16 protein-coding genes are annotated in these 16,155 nt (G+C 67.7%); 11 read left to right on the forward strand and 5 right to left on the reverse strand.

Annotated features, from left to right (window positions below; genetic code table 11):
• Window positions 1–24: 24 nt before the first annotated feature.
• The 4 genes from GRX03_RS00180 to GRX03_RS00195 are packed head-to-tail and all read left to right on the forward strand — an operon-like array spanning window position 25 to window position 3,514.
• Window positions 25–2,223: a VWA domain-containing protein gene (locus GRX03_RS00180; protein ID WP_159762194.1), complete on the forward strand. Its 2,199-nt coding sequence runs from the start codon at window positions 25–27 to the stop codon at window positions 2,221–2,223.
• Between the two features lie 58 nt (window positions 2,224–2,281).
• Window positions 2,282–2,467, forward strand: coding sequence for a CbtB domain-containing protein (locus GRX03_RS00185; RefSeq protein ID WP_159762195.1), 186 nt, complete (start codon window positions 2,282–2,284; stop codon window positions 2,465–2,467).
• A complete protein-coding gene (locus tag GRX03_RS00190; protein WP_159762196.1) occupies window positions 2,467–3,180 on the forward strand; it encodes a CbtA family protein in 714 nt (237 codons plus the stop codon). Before GRX03_RS00185 ends, GRX03_RS00190 begins: the two co-directional genes overlap by 1 nt.
• Window positions 3,164–3,514, forward strand: a complete 351-nt coding sequence (locus tag GRX03_RS00195) for a (2Fe-2S) ferredoxin domain-containing protein (RefSeq protein WP_159762197.1) — start codon at window positions 3,164–3,166, stop codon at window positions 3,512–3,514. The genes GRX03_RS00190 and GRX03_RS00195 overlap by 17 nt, the downstream gene beginning before the upstream one ends.
• Here the strand turns inward: GRX03_RS00195 and GRX03_RS00200 are convergent, their stop codons facing one another.
• Window positions 3,515–5,743 carry an ATP-dependent DNA helicase gene (locus tag GRX03_RS00200; RefSeq protein WP_368277878.1) on the reverse strand — a complete coding sequence of 743 codons (2,229 nt, stop codon included), beginning with the start codon at window positions 5,741–5,743 and terminating at the stop codon, window positions 3,515–3,517. It abuts the gene before it with no gap.
• A gap of 201 nt (window positions 5,744–5,944) precedes the next feature.
• Here GRX03_RS00200 and GRX03_RS00205 point away from each other — a divergent pair, with 201 nt between their 5' ends.
• Complete coding sequence (locus GRX03_RS00205) at window positions 5,945–6,958, forward strand: PGF-CTERM sorting domain-containing protein (RefSeq protein WP_159762199.1); 1,014 nt, start codon at window positions 5,945–5,947, stop codon at window positions 6,956–6,958.
• Window positions 6,959–7,022: 64 nt separating this feature from the next.
• On the opposite strand, the gene GRX03_RS00210 is transcribed toward GRX03_RS00205, so the two are convergent.
• Window positions 7,023–7,508, reverse strand: coding sequence for a flavin reductase family protein (locus GRX03_RS00210; protein ID WP_159762200.1), 486 nt, complete (start codon window positions 7,506–7,508; stop codon window positions 7,023–7,025).
• 107 nt (window positions 7,509–7,615) lie between these two features.
• Here GRX03_RS00210 and GRX03_RS00215 point away from each other — a divergent pair, with 107 nt between their 5' ends.
• The 3 genes from GRX03_RS00215 to GRX03_RS00225 are packed head-to-tail and all read left to right on the forward strand — an operon-like array spanning window position 7,616 to window position 10,569.
• Window positions 7,616–8,923 carry a methyl-accepting chemotaxis protein gene (locus GRX03_RS00215; protein ID WP_159762201.1) on the forward strand — a complete coding sequence of 436 codons (1,308 nt, stop codon included), beginning with the start codon at window positions 7,616–7,618 and terminating at the stop codon, window positions 8,921–8,923.
• Between the two features lies 1 nt (window position 8,924).
• Window positions 8,925–9,521, forward strand: coding sequence for a DJ-1/PfpI family protein (locus GRX03_RS00220; protein WP_159762202.1), 597 nt, complete (start codon window positions 8,925–8,927; stop codon window positions 9,519–9,521).
• A gap of 43 nt (window positions 9,522–9,564) precedes the next feature.
• Complete coding sequence (locus tag GRX03_RS00225) at window positions 9,565–10,569, forward strand: AAA family ATPase (protein ID WP_159762203.1); 1,005 nt, start codon at window positions 9,565–9,567, stop codon at window positions 10,567–10,569.
• A 44-nt stretch (window positions 10,570–10,613) separates the two neighbouring features.
• On the opposite strand, the gene GRX03_RS00230 is transcribed toward GRX03_RS00225, so the two are convergent.
• The 3 genes from GRX03_RS00230 to GRX03_RS00240 all read right to left on the reverse strand — a co-directional run bounded on the left by GRX03_RS00230 (window position 10,614) and on the right by GRX03_RS00240 (window position 13,432).
• Entirely contained in the window at window positions 10,614–11,165 is a 552-nt protein-coding gene (locus GRX03_RS00230; protein ID WP_159762204.1) for a hypothetical protein, read from the reverse strand.
• A 45-nt stretch (window positions 11,166–11,210) separates the two neighbouring features.
• Window positions 11,211–12,347: a site-2 protease family protein gene (locus tag GRX03_RS00235; RefSeq protein WP_159762205.1), complete on the reverse strand. Its 1,137-nt coding sequence runs from the start codon at window positions 12,345–12,347 to the stop codon at window positions 11,211–11,213.
• Between the two features lie 74 nt (window positions 12,348–12,421).
• Window positions 12,422–13,432 carry a TIGR04024 family LLM class F420-dependent oxidoreductase gene (locus tag GRX03_RS00240; protein WP_159762206.1) on the reverse strand — a complete coding sequence of 337 codons (1,011 nt, stop codon included), beginning with the start codon at window positions 13,430–13,432 and terminating at the stop codon, window positions 12,422–12,424.
• Window positions 13,433–13,519: 87 nt separating this feature from the next.
• Here GRX03_RS00240 and GRX03_RS00245 point away from each other — a divergent pair, with 87 nt between their 5' ends.
• From GRX03_RS00245 to GRX03_RS00255, 3 genes are read left to right on the forward strand one after another with little or no spacing between them, the layout of a single operon-like run.
• The gene (locus GRX03_RS00245; protein ID WP_368277879.1) at window positions 13,520–14,851 is read left to right on the forward strand and encodes an MFS transporter; all 1,332 of its coding nucleotides are present in this window, start codon (window positions 13,520–13,522) and stop codon (window positions 14,849–14,851) included.
• Between the two features lie 24 nt (window positions 14,852–14,875).
• A complete protein-coding gene (locus tag GRX03_RS00250) occupies window positions 14,876–15,733 on the forward strand; it encodes an MBL fold metallo-hydrolase (RefSeq protein ID WP_159762207.1) in 858 nt (285 codons plus the stop codon).
• Complete coding sequence (locus GRX03_RS00255; protein ID WP_159762208.1) at window positions 15,733–16,152, forward strand: SRPBCC family protein; 420 nt, start codon at window positions 15,733–15,735, stop codon at window positions 16,150–16,152. The genes GRX03_RS00250 and GRX03_RS00255 overlap by 1 nt, the downstream gene beginning before the upstream one ends.
• The last annotated feature ends 3 nt before the right edge of the window (window positions 16,153–16,155 follow it).

The raw sequence follows: 16,155 nt of genomic DNA on the forward strand, positions 1-16,155 counted from the left end.
AACCTCTGTTTGTCTAATACAAGTATGATTGAATACGGGCAGGACAAAAAAAGTTCGCACGAGCGGACTTCCAGGCCCTCATTTTCGGATATAACCGGCCAACAGGAACTCAAACAGGCTTTACTGGCCGTCGGCGCGAACGACGAGTTGGACGGTCTGTTGATCCAGGGAGAGAAGGGGACGGCGAAATCGACCGCGGTGCGGGCGCTCGGGGAACTGCTCGGCGAGCAGCGCGTCGTCGCGGACTGCCCGTACGGCTGTCCGCCGGCAGATCCGGCCCGGCAGTGCGCGGACTGCCGGGAGCGCACCGATCCGCCGGTCGAACGCCGGTCCGTCCCGCTGGTGACGCTGCCGCTGGGCGCGACCCGCGAGCGCGTCGTCGGCACCCTGTCGGTCGCGGACGCGCTGGCGGGGGAGTACGAGTTCGACCCCGGACTGCTCGCCCGCGCCAACCGGGGCATCCTCTACGTCGACGAGGTGAACCTGCTCGACGACCACCTCGTCGACGTGTTGCTCGATGCCGCCGCGAGCGGTCAGAATCAGGTCGAACGCGACGGGGTGAGCGTCTCCCACCCGGCGGAGTTCACGCTCGTCGGGACGATGAACCCCGAGGAGGGCGAACTCCGCCCGCAGCTCCGCGACCGGTTCGCGCTCCAGACGACCGTCACCGGCTGTCCCGACCTCGACGACCGCGTCGAGATTATCGACCGCGCGCTCGGCGAGACAGACGACTCGTCCTCGGCGGACGACCCGAGAGACCGATTTACCAGCGCCCGACAGTCCCTCGACGACGTTGTACTGCCACGGGAGTACAAAACTGATATCGCCGAACTGTGCCGCGATGCCGGCATCGACGGCCACCGCGGGGACATCGCCACCGCCCGCGCGGCCCGGACTCTCGCCGCGCTGGACGGTCGCTCGAAGGTCATCGAGAGCGACGTTCGGCGGGCGGCCGAACTCGCCCTGGCGCACCGGCTCAAATCCCGCCCGTTCGAGGATCCCCCTGATCTCGACGATCTGCTGGACGAGCAGTTCGGCGACGAGCAGGACGAGGACGGCTCCGAAGAGCAGGATGCCGACGATGCGGACGGAGACGACCCCGACGAGGGCGAGGAGGGCGAACGCGACGGGGCTGAGGCCGACGGAGACGGGGGCGACGAAGCCGACGACGGTGGCGACGCTGATCCCGAGCGGAGCGACGGCTCGGCCGACCAGCCAGACCACTCCGACGACTCCGGGGATGGGGACACTCCCTCCCCGGAGACGGAGCAGCACGACGACCAGGCAGAGGACCCGCCAGCAGAGGATTCGGGAACTGCCGGCGCGGCCGATCCCCCGGAACCGGAGGGAGAGTCCTCGATGTCGGATGGTGGTGATTCCTCGGACGCGCCCGACGAGGAAACAGAGGGACAGCCGCTGGTGCCCGGGCAGTCCAGAGCCGCCGTCGGGGACGCGACGGCTCCCGAGATGGAGATTCCAGACGCGGCCGGGCAGACCGACGGCTCGTCGGCAGGCGGTTCCACGCGGACGACACCCACGACCGACGGCACCGGGAGCCGCGTCCGGACGACCAGCGCGACCGACGGCGCGGACATCGACGCCGCGGCCTCGGTTCGGGCCGCGGCCGCTCGGGGCGGCGACAGCGTTCAGTCGCGGGACCTCCGCCAGTCGGTCCGCGTGAGCGACAGCGCCGCGCTCGTCCTGTTCGTCGTCGATGCGAGCGCGTCGATGCGGCCCGCGATGCGCGCCGCGAAAGGCACGCTACTCGACCTGCTGGACGACGCCTACAGGAACCGCGACGAGGTCGGATTCGTCGCGTTCGCGGGCGAGCGCGCCGAGGTGTTGCTCCCGCCGACGGACAGCGTCACCCGCGCGGCCCGCCATCTCAAGGAACTTCCGACGGGCGACCGGACGCCGCTTCCCGACGGCCTCCGCACCGCCGGGACCGTGCTGAACCGTGCGGACCCGGCGACCAGCGTCGTCGTTCTCGTCACCGACGGAAAGGCGAACGTCGCCGACGGAAGTCCCGTCGCCGAGACCCGTCAGGCCGCGCGACGACTCGCCGCACTCGACGCACGGGTCCTCGTCGTCGATGCGGGCGACGAGCGGGAGGCCGGCCTCGTCGGCCCGATTGTCGAAGCGACCGGCGGTGAACGCGTCCCGCTCGCCGCGCTGTCTGCCGACCGGATCGACGCCGCCGTCGGCGGCGCGAGCGAAACCTGAGTTTTGTCGTCCCGTAAGTTTTACAACTGAGCTTGTACTCTATCAACTGTGGTTTCAGATGTCGCAAACTGAGACAGTTCACGACCGGATCGAACAGGCCCGCACGGAGTTGACGCCGACACAGATCGCCGTCGGTCTCGCACTGGCGGCGTCGCTCGGGTTCGTCCTCATGTTCCTGCAGGACCCGATGGTCCACGACGCGATGCACACGTTCAGACACGGCGCGGGGATCACCTGTCACTGATGTGGCCCACGCTGAAACGCGGGGTGGCGGCCGGCGGTCTCGTCGGCGTCGTCTACGGGCTGTTCACGGCCGTGGTCGTCCATCCGCTGACCGCGTCGCTCGCGGAGATCGCACACCACGGCGGACACGGTCACGACGCGGGCGCACACAGCCACGCCGTCTCCGAGACGACGACGGCGGTCGTCAGCGTCGGTAGCGGCGTTCTCTGGGGGATCTTCCTCGGCGCGGCCCTCGGACTCGCCTACTACTTCCTCGAACCGGCAGTTCCGGGATCGTCGGCCACCCGTCCGTACGTTCTCGCCGGCGCCGGCTTCCTGACGGTCTCCGTCGGCCCGTGGCTCGCTCTCCCGCCGGTCGCGCCCGGGATGGAACACCAACTGGCGGCGTCGACTCGCCTCGTTCTCTACGCGGGGCTGATGCTCGCTGGCGCGGTGCTAGCCGTCCTCGGGACGGCCCTGTACCGGCGGGCCGGTGACCGGAGACGCGGCGTCGCCGCGGGGCTGGCACCGATCGTCGCCGCCGTCGCGGTCGTCCCGCTTCTCACGCCGACGGTCGTCACCGCCGGCGGACTGTCGACGGATCTCGTCGCCGCTTACCGGGGACTCGTCGTCTTCGGGCAGGCCGGCCTGTGGTTCGGACTCGCGACCGCGTTCCGCTGGCTCGGCCCGGCACCCACCAATCTCGACCTCACGCCCCATGAAACGCAGATCTGACCAGCACCGAGACCGCCTCGACGCCCACGTCTTCGTCTGTACGAACGACCGCGAGGAACACGACTGCTGTGCCGGGGCGGACGGCGAGGCCGTCGCGACGGCGATCAAACAGTGGCTCCGCGACCGTGACGCCTTCTGGACCGCCGTGTCGGTGAGCACGACCGACTGTCTGGGACTGTGTAGCGCCGACGGCGCGGCGCTGACGATCCAGCCCCGCAACGAGTGGTACTCCGACGTTAGACCCGAGGACGTTCCGGAGTTGCTCGCCGCCGAGTTCGGGCCGGAGGCCGATCAGACCGGTGCCGGTCCGACATCGGCTCCGGCAGACGACTGACTACGGCGTCGGCGGATCGCCGTCGTAGGCGTCCATATCGGCGTAGAAGTTCAACAGCCCGAACTTCAACTTCTCCGGGTCCATGTCGATCATCTCCGCGCGTTCCTCCGGCGGGAAACTCCCCCGGACGGCGTAACTGGGCATCTCCATCTCCGCTCGCTCGGTGTACCGGGAGTCGACGAGCACCCGGGCACCGAAATCCTCCGGCGAGCGGACGACCCGCCCCAGCGCCTGCCGGGTCTTCCGGATCGTCGGAATCTCGACGGCGTATCGCCAGCCGGCGCTGTCCTCGCCGCGGCCGGTTCCGCTGGTCTCGTCGCCGAAACTCTCCTCGTAGGCGTCTTGGACCGCCTGCATCCGCTCGTCCAGATGCGGGTAGGGGACGCCGACGACGATCACGCTCCGCGCGTCGTCGCCGTCGTAGCTCACTCCCTCGCCGAGGGTCCCCCACATCGAGGTGTAGAGGACGCCGTCGTCGTCGTCGGTGAACCGCTCGCGGAGGTCGTGGGCCGACGTGCCGGGTTCGTCGAGGTAGGTCGTCCCCTCGCTCACCCGTTCGCTGTATCGCTCGGCCTCGCCGTAACTCGGGAAAAAGACGAGCGTGTTTCCGGGGGTCATCCGCACCGTGTCCTCGATGATCTCGGTGACCGACTCCTGCACTGCGGGTTCCTCGCGTTTGCTCGCGAACAGCGCCGGCCCGTCGACGGTGTACGTGCGCCGGCGCTGCTCGGGGAACTGCGCGCCGTAGGCCATCGTCTCGACATCGTCCAGACCGAGCACGTCCTCGGTCACGTCGAACGGCCGCAACGTCGCGCTCATCAGCACGCTCGCGTGGAGGTCGTCGAACAGGGCTCTGGTCACCTGGTTCGGGATGCAGGTGTACAACTCCGCGCGGCCGTATATCTCGCCGTCGGCGGGATCGGTCCCGGTATCCAGCGTCTCCCCGTCGGTCCCGTCCTGCTCTCGGCGCACGCTGACGACTGGGTAGGTCCCCATCGCGCCGCTCTCTTCGAGCCACTGGGCGACGAACTCCGCGGCTTGGAGGGTCTGACACTCCTTGCGGACGCTTCGCTCGCCGTTTTTGTACTCCCGCTCGTACCGGCTGTCGAGTTCGTTGCCGAGTTCGACCGCGGCGTCGATCTCGCTCTCGTAGCCCGGGCCGACGTACGTCTGCAGGAAGGCGAGCGTCAGGTCGTCACGCCTGTCCTCGTTGTCGATTGCCAGGTCGTACCAGTTCTCGCCGACGGTCGCGCGCTCGCCGAACTCGAAGCCCTCCTCGTAGGCCTCCCGGAGCGCGCCCAGAAACGTCTCCAGGACGTTCTCGGCGTTGTCCGCCCGCGGGTCCTCGACCCCGGAGAGTTCGTCCAGCGCGCTCTCGACGGTGTTCTCGGTCAGCGTCCGCCGAGCGTGGTCCCGCGCCGCCGATTCAACGTTGTGGGCCTCGTCGAAGATCGCGATCACGTCCTCCGGGTCCCGCCCCAGCCACCGGAAGAACTGCTCGCGGATCATCGGACTCAGCAGGTGGTGGTAGTTACAGACCACCAGATCGACGCCTTCGACGCCCTCCTTGAGCAGTTCGTACCCGCAGAGGCCGCGCTCGTGGGCGTACTCGTAGATCTCGTCGGGCGTCCGAACGTCCTCGTACAGCCAGGCGAAGAAGTCGGTCGTATCGGCGGTCAGGTTCCGGTAGTAGTGGTCGCAGGTCGCGCGGTCGGCAAACTCCTCCAGTTCCTCCTCGACCGATTCGAGTTCGTCCATCACCGAACTCCGCGCGGCCGCGGCGTCGCTGTCGCCGGCCTGACCCTCGGCCAGCAGTTCCCCCTGTTTCCGTTCGAGTTCGGCCTGCTCCTGTTCGGCCTCGACCAGGTCGCGGGTCGTGTCCCGAAGCGCCTGACACTCCTGGTAGTCCACGTCGATGTGACACATCGATCCCTTCCCGCGGAAGACGACCGCCCGGATGTCCTCCGTCTCGGCGATGGCGCTGGCGTCCCGCCGGAACTGCCGCATCTGCTGGTGGACGTTCGTGGTGATGACGACCGTCTTGTCGTGTTCCCGGGCGTACTCCAGGGCGGGCACCAGCGAGGCCAGCGTCTTTCCCGTCCCGGTGGCCCCCTCGAACAGCATGTCCGAGCCGTCTTCTAAGGCCTCGTAGATCCGACCCATCGCCTCGCGCTGGTGTTCGTAAGGTTCGCTGTAGGGGAAATACCGGAGATACGACGCCTGTGACACGACCGGGGTTAGGCCCCTCTGGAATAAAACGCTGATCCCTCCAGGGTGGACGGTGTCCCGCCCCGCCCCGGCAACCACCGGAGCGACGGCGGGAGTGCCGGTTCGGATTGCCACACTGCGGTCCTTTCTCTCAGACGAACCCATCAATAATCACGAAACACAACAGTAAATTTTTACTCGATACACGTAAATTCGTCCTGTATGAGAAATCCAAGCCGGCCCGTCGCTGGTGTCCTCGCCCTCCCCCTGGTTTGCTGTGTAGCGGTCGGCTACGCCGCAGCGGCCGGGATCGCCGGGGACACCAGCGCCCCCGCTGAACTTCGTTCCGACAGCATCGACACCGCTCAGGAGAACATCACGGCCTTTCCGGTTGCAGGTGGTGCCAACGGCACCGTTCCGATCAAAGTCGAGATGTACGGTATCGAGACGGTGACGGTCACGTACGGTCAACTGGGAGGGGGTCAGCACGTGCGCTTCGATGTGACCCTCCGTGATGCGAACAACGACGGTATCGGGACTGTCACCTTCGACCCGGTCGAGTTCGGAGCCCCGAACGACGGGTTCACCAACAACGACACGACCGACATCGTCAACACGAGTGCGGAGTACGCGACCGGACTCGACGAGGTCGGCCTCGCTAACGGAACCTACGATGTCTACGTCTCGACAGGCGAGACCCCGCATTACAACTCCGAGGTCGCGGACTCGGCACAGTCGGTGATCGAAGACGAGTATCTCACGAACGGCACCTACGAACGGGTCGAACTCGTCGCCGCCGCAGCGCCCGAGTTCACGATCACGGAGACCGATCTCTCGGCGACGACCGTCACCGTCTCCGAGTCGGTCAACCTGACCACGACCGTCCGCAACAGCGGCGGTTCCGCGGCGGAGTACACGGTCACCTTCACCAGCGACGGCGAGGAGATCGGAACCGAGACTGCGACCGTCGAGCCAGGTTCGACAGAGGTGCTCGCGTACGAGCACAGTTTCGAGTCCGCGGGCACCTACGAGGTTGCGGCTAACGGAATGCAGATCGGTGAGGTCGCCGTCCAGGCAGACGGACAAAGCGACGGAGGCTCGAACGGCGGTGAGAACGGCGAGTCGGACGACGGCACCGACGAGGATTCGAGCGACGGTAGCGGACCCGGATTCGGCGTCTTCGTCGCCCTCCTCGCGCTCTCGGGCGCGGCCGTCGTCGCGAAACGTCGCGGATAAGGAGTCGCCCTGCCCTCCTACACCCGAATCGTCCGTTTCGACGCGGGAGCCTCGCCGTCGGTCCTCACTCGCCGCCGAGTGTACCCCACTCGCCCTCGAAGAAGGTCAGCGCGTCGCCGTCTTCGAGTTGCTCGGCGGCCTCGACGTGGCCGATGTAGATCGTGTGATCGCCGGCTTCGACGGCCTCGTGGATCGAGCAGTCGACGTACCCGAGCGACTCCGAGAAGACGGGCGCGCCGGTCTCGGCGGTCGTGGTCGGGTGGTCCTCGAAGGGGTCGATATCCTCCTCGGCCATGTCGGCGAAGTGTTCGCCGAGGATCTGCTGGTCGGCGGCGAGGATGTTGACACAGTAGCCGTCGGCCTCGCCGCTCTGCAGTTGGTCGTGGGCTTCCGTCCCGTGATCGAGACAGACGAGCACCAGCGGCGGGTCCAGAGAGACGCTACTGAAGGCGTTGACCGTGATCCCGTGTGGCTGGTCGCCGTTCAGTGTCACCGCAGTGACGCCGGTTGCGAACTCGCCCATCACGCTCCGCAGGTCGATGTCTGACATACCGTTCTGTTAGGGGTTCCGACAGATGAAGATTCGTCTTTCCGTCCGGTATCAGCGCTGATAGCACCGGGGCAAAGCCTTTCGTACTGGCAGCGAATGCCCGTCGTATGTCAGAGGGTGCGTTCGTGCTCGACGAACCGGGAGTGTATGGGGAGTTCGATCCTGCCGAACGACAGTGGATCCAGGCGCTGTACGAACTCCCGTTGCCGGTCGTCGTCGCCGACGAGTCCAGCCGTATCGTGGTGTTCAACGACGCGATGCAGGAGCTGTTGTCGCTCGACGCGGCGGCGGTTCCCGACCTCGAACCGTGGGAGATCTTCCGCACCTACGAGACCCACGGCACGAAGACGACGATGGCCGAGCGGACCAGAGAGGCCGGCGAGCCGATCCGCGGCATCGAGACGGAACTGCTCGATCACGACGACGTGACCCACGATGTCGTCATCTCCAGCACACCGATGTACGACGCCGCCGGAGAGATCACGGGGACGGTGACCGCGATCCGGGACGTGACCGAACTGCGGGAGAAAGAGCGCGAACTGACGGCGACCCACGAACGGGTCGCCGACCAGCTCGCGGATGTCGTCGAGCGACTCGACGATATCTCCGGGCGCGTCGCGGCCAACGCCGAGCGCATCGAGAGCGACGCCGTCGAGCAGGACTCGAACCTCCAGGACGCGCTCTCGGAGATCGAGTCCGTCAGTGCGAGCATGGAGGAGATTGCGGCGACGACCGACCAGATCACCGAGACGGTCGGGGAGGCCCGGGAACTGGCGAGTGCGGGCCAGCAGGCCGGCGAAGAGGCCGGCGAGGCCGCCGACGGGGTGCTCGCGGCCAGCGAGCAGCTCACCGAGACGATCACCCAACTCGCCGACCGGATGGACGACATCGACGAGATCACCGAGGTGATCGCCGAGATTGCCGACCAGACGAACATGCTCGCGCTGAACGCGAACATCGAGGCCGCCCGCGCCGATCAGGGCGGCGAGGGCTTCGCCGTCGTCGCCGACGAGGTGAAATCGCTGGCGAACGAGACCCAGGAGTACACCGACGAGATCAGCGAGGAAGTTCGGGAGATTCAGGAGAGCAGCCGCACGGCCGTCTCGGAGGTCGAACAGGCCTACGACCAGGCGGTCACGGCGAGCGAGCAGGTCGACGCGGCGCTGGACTCGCTGTCGGAGATCGTCGGCGCAATCGAGGACGCGGCGGCGAGCACCGACGAGATCGCATCGGCCAACGACGAACAGGCCTCTCGCGTCGAATCCGTCGCCGCAACGATCGACGAGGCGGCCGACCAGGCCGAGACGGTCCGGGAGGGTGCTCAGGATACCGCCGAACTGGCCGACACACAGACTGCTATCGTCGACGACGTCCGACGGACTGTCGACGACCTCGCCGCCGATCTGGAGGACTGAGATGGAGGTCGCAATTCTCGTCTACGGCGGCTTCGACGAACTCGACGCTATCGGTCCCTACGAGGTCTTCGAGAACGCCGCCGACGCCGGCGCGGACTGTTCGGTCTCGCTCCGGACCATCGAGGCTACCGACCCGGTGACGGCCAGCCACGATCTGACGATCCAGCCCGACGGTCCGCTCGACGCCGTCGAACCGGATCTGCTGGTCGTGCCCGGCGGCGGATGGAACGACCGCTCGACAGCGGGCGCGTGGTCGGCCGCAGAGGAGGGGACGATCCCCCAGCGGATCCGCGCCCTCCACGACGAGGGGGTCTCTGTCGCCGGGGTCTGCACCGGCGGGATGCTCCTCGCCCGTGCCGGGGTTCTCGACGGCCGCCCGGCGGTCACCCACGCGGGCGCACTCGCTGACCTCCGAGCGACCGACGCGGAGGTCGTCGACGCGCGGGTCGTCGACGACGGCGACGTACTGACCGCCGGCGGCGTTACCTCGGGGCTGGATCTGGCCGTCCACCTCGTCGACCGGGAGTTCGGCAGCGAGGTGGCCGAGACCGTCCGGACGGAGATGGAGTACGAACCGCGCGGCCGGGTCCACCGGTAATCGAAGGGAAGATTTGTACCACCGGCCCGCTAACCCCACGCTAATGGAGGGGCCACTCTGGACCGAACGGCACGCGCCGACCATCGAGGAGTTGCCGCAGGCGGAGGTACGCGATCACTTCGAGCGGGCGCTGGAGGAGCCGATGAATCTCGTGGTCCACGGTCCGGCGGGCAGCGGCAAGACCGCCGCCGTCCGCGCGCTCACCCGGGCGGCCCACGACACCCCCGACGCCGACCGGATCGAGATCAACGTCGCCGACTTCTTCGATTCCACGAAAAAGGAGATCGCAGAGGACCCGCGGTTCAGTCGCTTCATCGACGCCAAGCGCCGCCGGAACTCCTCGAAGGCCGATCTGATCAACCACGTCCTCAAGGAGTCGGCCAGCTACTCCCCCGCGACCGGCGAGTACAAGACGGTGGTACTGGACAACGCCGAGGCGATGCGGGAGGACTTCCAGCAGGCGTTGCGCCGGGTGATGGAGCAGTACTACGAGGCCAGTCAGTTCGTCATCACGACCCGCCAGCCCTCCGCGCTGATCGCGCCGATCCGCTCGCGGTGTTTCCCGATTCCGGTCCGTGCGCCGACACAGGACGAGATCATCGGTGTCCTCGAAGAGATTGCCGAGGCCGAGGACGCCGCCTACGACGACGAGGGCCTCGAATACATCGCCGGCGCGGCCGACGGCGACCTCCGACAGGCCATTCTGAACGCGCAGACGACACACGAGCAGGAGGGTGAGATCACGATGAACGCCGCCTACGAGACGCTGTCCTCACTGGGCATCGACGAGCGCGTCCAGGAGATGATCGCCGACGCGGAGGCCGGCGAGTTCACCGACGCCCGCTCGACGCTGGACGAGTTGCTCGTCGACGAGGGATACAGCGGCAGCGAAGTCCTCGAAGACGTCCTCGCGGTGGCCCGCTCTCGGTACTCCGGCGACCAACTGGCGGAACTCCACCGCCTCGCCGGCGAGATCGATATGGATCTCCACGAGGGGACCAACGACCGCCTGCACGTCTCTCACCTGCTCGCGAACCTCGCGGAATAACCCCCCGAGGGCGCTTCTCTCGATTTATTTTGTTTTCGGTCGGTTCAGTCCCGCTTCCCACGCACCGGTCTCCGTCTCGTCTCCTGGTCGCGGTCTCGTCTCCGGCCGCCGTCGAGGTGTTTGCCCAGCGCCTCGATCCGCTCGGTGAGTTCCGCAGCCACGTCGCCGCCCCGCCCGTCGAGTTCTTCGAGTCCGCCGACTAGCTGTGCTTCGAGCGTTCGGTTCAGATCGAGCGCGATGGTCAGTTGTTCGGCCCCGCGGGTCATCGCCGCCCGCTCCGTCCGTTCGTGGCTCTGTTCGACGGCGGTGTACAGTTCTCCCTGCTGCTCTCGTAGCCCGTCGAAGACGGTATCGACCGTCCCGTGCAGTCCGTTATCCGTCGACCCCTGCACACACTCCGCGACGGCCAGCGACCGATGGACGGACCCCCGGCCCAGTTCGAGCAGTTGTCGCCCGGCCTCCTCGCTGGCAGACAGCCCCTCCGCCGTGACCTCGCTGTGGACCGACCGCGGTAGCTCCAAGAGGTCTGCGCCGCGTTTGAGCGTCTCCCGCTGGAGTTCGAAGAGCGGCCCGATTGGCGTCTGGTACTCGCTCATCGCTTCGCTCCGAACACGGGCGGACAGGATCGAAAAGTCGTCGGTTCAGAACGCGCCGGTCTCCCGTCGCATATTCAACGCGCTAGTGAAGTCCGGCCGGGAGATCAGCCCGATCGGTCGGCCGTCCCACTCCACGAGCGCGACCGGAGAGTCGCTCCCGATCAGTTCGTACAGTCCGTCGACGGCGGCCGCCCGCCCGTCGATCCGCGGCACCTCGTCGGTCGCCACCGACCCGACCGCGGTCGTCGCGAACCTGTCGGTCGGCACCGACCGCAACTCGCCCGTTGTCACGACGCCGACGATGTCGCCGTCGCCGTCGACGACCGGGAGTTCGGATCGCCGGCTGGCGAACAGTCGATCCAGTGCGGCCTCGACGGTGGTGTCTGCCGGCAACGGCTCCTGATCGCTGACGAGATCCGCCACGGTGAGATCCGAGAGCAGCCCCGCGATGACGACCGACCGGGACTCGTTGGTCGCCGCGACGTGGACGAACAGCGCCAGGATCAAAAGCAGGGGGCTGAACGTGATGATCCCCACGCCGAGAAAGAGCAGCGCGAAGATCGTTCCGACGCTCGCGGCCGTCCGGGTCGCGCTGACGTACGAGCGGTTGCGGGCCAGAAGCGCCCGCAGCACGCGACCGCCGTCCATCGGAAAGGCCGGGAGCATGTTGAACGCGGCCAGGAAGACGTTCATCACCGCGAGAAAGCCGACGCAGTAGACGGGCAGTACCGCCGACTCCGGGAGCACGACCAGCACCGCGAGCGCGGCGCCAGCGAGCAGGAGACTCGACGCCGGGCCGGCGATGGCGATCCAGAACTCCCGGTCCCACTCGTCGGGCATACTCGACAGACTCGCGAGTCCGCCGAGCAACCACAGCGTGATCGACTCCACTTCGATCTCGTAGTGCATCGCGGCCCACGCGTGGCCGAGTTCGTGGAAGGTGACGCTGCCGAACAGCGCAACCGCCGAGACGGTCCCGATCAGCCACCTGTCCTCCGGTCCCGACAGCGCCGCCGGATCGACCGTCGCCGGGGTCAGCCCCGTAATCACTCGCGAGTAGGCCTCGATCTGCTCGCCGCTGCCGATCAGAAACGCCAGAATCGGGAGAAACACCAGCAGGGAGATGTTGATCCTGATGGGGATCCCCCAGACGCGGAAAATCGTGTAGTTGTACTTCGACATACTCCCCGGAGGTGCGGCCCGGAGGTATGTTTTGGGATCCCCCGACTCCCTGCCCACGCGCCCCGGCCCGCAGGCTACTCGATCATCGGCTCGACCGCCGTCATCGTGAACTCCTTGTCTTCCTGGCTCATCCCGCTGACGAACCCGAGTCGGATCGCGTCGACGCCCTCGATGTCGGCGAAGGTGTCGAGTTTCGACCGCACGTCTTCTGGCGTTCCGACGGCGGCCACCGAATCGAGCAGGTCGTCCGGCAGCGCCTCGGCCATCGCCGCCGTGTCCCGATTCTCCCACAGATCCCGAATCTCGGCGACGGTGTCCTCGTATCCCTGCTCCGCAATCGAATTGCCGTAGAACGGTCCGTACGCGCCGATCAGAAAGGAGATCATCTGCTTCGCGACCGCGCGGGCGCGGTCGGGGTCCTCGCTGGCGAACGTGCGGATCAGCGGGCTGACCCGGATCTCTTCGGCCGAGCGCTCGCCCAACTCCGCCCCGCGCCGTAGATCCGCCAGCCGGTCTTCGAGTCCCTCGACGGTGAACAGTTGCGGTACCCAGCCGTCGGCGAACCGCCCGGTCAGTTCGGTCCCTTTCGGTCCGAGCGCCGCCACGTCGATTGCCGGCGGCTGGTCCGGAATCGAGCGCTCGTAGCTCAGTCCGCCGAGATCGTAGATCTCGCCGTCGTAGGTGACCGATCCGCCCTCGTAGACCTCGTGGACGATGTCGATGGTCTCGCGGAGTCGCCGGAGCGGGCGGTCGAACTCCCCGCCGTGCCAGCGCTCGGCCAGGGCGGGCGAACTCGTCCCGAGTCCGAGCCGAAACCGGCCGTCGGTGATCTCGTCCATCGTCAGCGCGGTCTGGGCGTACACCGTCGGGGCACGGGCGTACGGCGAGAGCACGTCGTCGGTGATGCCGATCTCGTCGGTGCGCTCGGCGATGACCGTCAGGACCGGGACGATGTTCCACCCGGTTGTCTCGCCCATCGTCACGTTCGCGAAGCCGTGTTCTTCGGCCAGTTTTGCCTGTTCGGCGATCGAATCGATCTCGCTGTGGTCGTCGGTCATCAGGACCAGATCGAACGGCGCTGTCATCGGTGTCGGTGACACAGCCACCGGATAAAAACGTGGGTGTCCGCGCCAGCCGACAGCCAGATACCGCTCCGGGTCGAAGCCAGCCTCGTGAGTGCTCGCCAGGCGACGACGGGCGCCGACACCGACGCCACACTTCCCGACAGCGCACGCCGCCGCGTCGCCGCCGTCGTCGCCATCGTCTTCGTTGACCTGCTCGGGTTCGGCATCATCATCCCGATTCTTCCCTTCTACGTCCGTTCCTTCGGCGTGAGCGACGTGTTCATCGGCCTGCTGGCGGCCTCGTACTCGCTCGCACAGTTCGCCGCCGCACCGGCGCTCGGGCGGATCTCCGACCAGCGCGGCCGGCGACCGGTGCTCATGCTCTCGGTCGGCGTCGCCGGTATCGCCTGGCTGGTCTTCGGCGTCGCGGCGGAGATCGGCTCCGCGTACGGGACGACTCTCGGACTCGTCGTGCTGTTCGGCGCCCGTCTGTTGGCGGGAGCCGCGGGCGGAAACATCGCCGCGGCACAGGCGTACATCGCGGACGTGACGCCGCCGGCAGATCGCCCCGCCGCTCTCGGTCTGGTCGGGGCGGCCTTCGGTCTCGGTTTCGTCTTCGGACCGGCCATCGGTGGGCTGCTCGCGAGTCCGGCGGCCGTCTCCCTCGCCGGTCGGTTCGTCCCCGCCGTCGTTCCCGTGACGCCGTTTTCCCTGCCGAGTTTCGCCGCCGCGGGCTTCTCCTTTCTCGCGCTCGCGGCGGCGGCGGTCGTCCTCGAAGAGCCCGACCGGCCGCGCTCGCCGGCCCGGAAGGTGACCTTCGTCGGCCAGTTCCGCTCGGCGCTGTCCGACGCCGCGCTCCGACCGCTGGTCGTCGCCTTCTTTTTGAGTTCGCTCGCGTTCGCCGGCCTGACGGTGATGTTCGTTCCGTTCGTGGCCGATTTCTTCGGCTACGACGCCACCGACGCGGCGCTGTTTCTCGCGTACATCGGCGCACTCGGCATCGTCAACCAGGGATTTCTCGTCGGTCGGCTCTCCCGGCGGATCGGGGTCAGGCAGGTCGTCCGGGTCGGCGTCGTCTCGCTGTTCGTCGCGCTCGTCCTCGTCGCGGCCTCGCCGCTCGCGGGCACCGCGGCGCTGTCGACGGCCGGTCCGGAGTGGCTGACCGGCGGGCTCGTCGTCCTGCTAGCCTTCGGCGCGTTGACTTCTTTCGGCAACGGTGCGATCACGGTCGGCCTGGCGTCGCTGGTCTCGCAGGCGACGGCCGCGGACGCCCAGGGCTCGGCGTTCGGCGTCACGCAGGCGGCCGGCAGTCTCGGCCGGACTATCGGGCCCCCGGTCGCTGCCGCCGCCTACGTCGGGGCCTACTGGTCGCCGTTTCTCGGCGGTGCGCTGTTGCTCGTCCCCGTGTGGCTGTTGCTCCGGACCGCCCCGAAGCTCTAACACCCGACCGGTCGAACCCCCGCTATGCGCGTGCTCGTTCTCGGATCGGGCGGCAACACGCCCATCCCGACACCGACCTGTCGCTGTGCCGTCTGCAAACAGGCCCGCTCCGAAGGCGTCCCCTACGCCCGCGGCGGCAACTCGCTGTATCTCCCCGAGTCGGCGGCGCTGATCGACGCCCCGGAGTTCGCCTTCCGGGCGCTGAACCGCGAGCGAGTCGAGGCACTCGAGTACATCCTCCTCACCCACTGGCACCCAGACCACGTCAACGGTCTCCGACTGGTTCAGTCGCGGGATCTGAGCGCTCACGACGGACTGCTCGACGCCGTCGCCGCGGGCGGCCCGACACTGGTCACGACCGAGGCGGTCTACGAGCGCACCCGCGAGGTCTTCGGTCAGATCGACCACTTCCGCCAGCAGGGGTTTTTCGACGTGACCTTCCTGGACGACGGCCCCCTGCGGATCGACGGGACGACAGTCCGCTCGATTCCCTACGCCCTCGAAGGCGAGGAAGAAGACGCGACGGCCTTCGAGATCACTCGCGGCGAGCAGACGGTGCTGATCGCCTCCGACGACTCCCGGTATCTGGAGGAGGACCGACTCCCAGAGGAGATCGATCTCGCGGTCTTCGAGTGTGGCTACTTCGAGCGCGGCCCCGACGGCGAGCGGATCCTGACCGAAGCGGATCTGTCCTTTCTCGCCGACGAACTCGGCCACGAGGAGGTCATGGCCCGGATCGACCGCCTCGATCCCGACCGAACGCTGCTGACCGAGATCGAACACTTCACCGCCCGCAGCCACGACCACTTCGCGGAACTCGCCTCGACCGACGGCTACGAGGGCGTCGAGTTCGCCCACGACGGCCTGGAGATCGAAATCTGATGAACGTCGTTCGCACGCCCGACGGTCGTCGTCTGGAGGTCGACCGGCGGATCGACGCCGACCCCGCGAGCGCGTGGGACCTGCTCGTCACGCCGGACCGCTGGCCGGAGTGGGGGCCGAGCGTCCGGGCCGTCGACTGCGCGGCGGCGCGGATCAGCGAGGGGACGACCGGCCGCGTCAGGGTGCCCGGCGGCGTGTGGATCTTTTTCGAGATCACGGCCTGCCGGGAGCCGACGGCCGGGCGAGCGGGGCGGTGGAGTTGGCGCGTGGCGAAGATCCCGGCCACCGGCCACCGGGTCGAACCCGTTTCTGGAGGCTGTCGAGTCGTCTTCGAGATACCGCTCGTCGCGGCGGGGTACGCGCCCGTCTGTTCCCGGGCGCTCGATCGAATCGCGTCGATCCTGCGGTCGGAGCCGTGAGGC

Origin of the sequence: Halovenus carboxidivorans (genome assembly GCF_009831575.1) — an archaeon.
Classification (GTDB): Archaea; Halobacteriota; Halobacteria; order Halobacteriales; family Haloarculaceae; genus Halovenus; species Halovenus carboxidivorans.

Excerpts from the sequence above, each read along its gene's own strand:
- GRX03_RS00180 (WP_159762194.1), top strand. The coding sequence starts at position 25 with ATGATTGAATACGGGCAGGACAAAAAAAGTTCGCACGAGCGGACTTCC.
- GRX03_RS00185 (WP_159762195.1), top strand. The coding sequence starts at position 2,282 with ATGTCGCAAACTGAGACAGTTCACGACCGGATCGAACAGGCCCGCACG.
- GRX03_RS00190 (WP_159762196.1), top strand. The coding sequence starts at position 2,467 with ATGTGGCCCACGCTGAAACGCGGGGTGGCGGCCGGCGGTCTCGTCGGC.
- GRX03_RS00195 (WP_159762197.1), top strand. The coding sequence starts at position 3,164 with ATGAAACGCAGATCTGACCAGCACCGAGACCGCCTCGACGCCCACGTC.
- GRX03_RS00205 (WP_159762199.1), top strand. The coding sequence starts at position 5,945 with ATGAGAAATCCAAGCCGGCCCGTCGCTGGTGTCCTCGCCCTCCCCCTG.
- GRX03_RS00210 (WP_159762200.1), bottom strand. The coding sequence starts at position 7,508 with ATGTCAGACATCGACCTGCGGAGCGTGATGGGCGAGTTCGCAACCGGC.
- GRX03_RS00215 (WP_159762201.1), top strand. The coding sequence starts at position 7,616 with ATGTCAGAGGGTGCGTTCGTGCTCGACGAACCGGGAGTGTATGGGGAG.
- GRX03_RS00220 (WP_159762202.1), top strand. The coding sequence starts at position 8,925 with ATGGAGGTCGCAATTCTCGTCTACGGCGGCTTCGACGAACTCGACGCT.
- GRX03_RS00225 (WP_159762203.1), top strand. The coding sequence starts at position 9,565 with ATGGAGGGGCCACTCTGGACCGAACGGCACGCGCCGACCATCGAGGAG.
- GRX03_RS00230 (WP_159762204.1), bottom strand. The coding sequence starts at position 11,165 with ATGAGCGAGTACCAGACGCCAATCGGGCCGCTCTTCGAACTCCAGCGG.
- GRX03_RS00235 (WP_159762205.1), bottom strand. The coding sequence starts at position 12,347 with ATGTCGAAGTACAACTACACGATTTTCCGCGTCTGGGGGATCCCCATC.
- GRX03_RS00240 (WP_159762206.1), bottom strand. The coding sequence starts at position 13,432 with ATGACAGCGCCGTTCGATCTGGTCCTGATGACCGACGACCACAGCGAG.
- GRX03_RS00250 (WP_159762207.1), top strand. The coding sequence starts at position 14,876 with ATGCGCGTGCTCGTTCTCGGATCGGGCGGCAACACGCCCATCCCGACA.
- GRX03_RS00255 (WP_159762208.1), top strand. The coding sequence starts at position 15,733 with ATGAACGTCGTTCGCACGCCCGACGGTCGTCGTCTGGAGGTCGACCGG.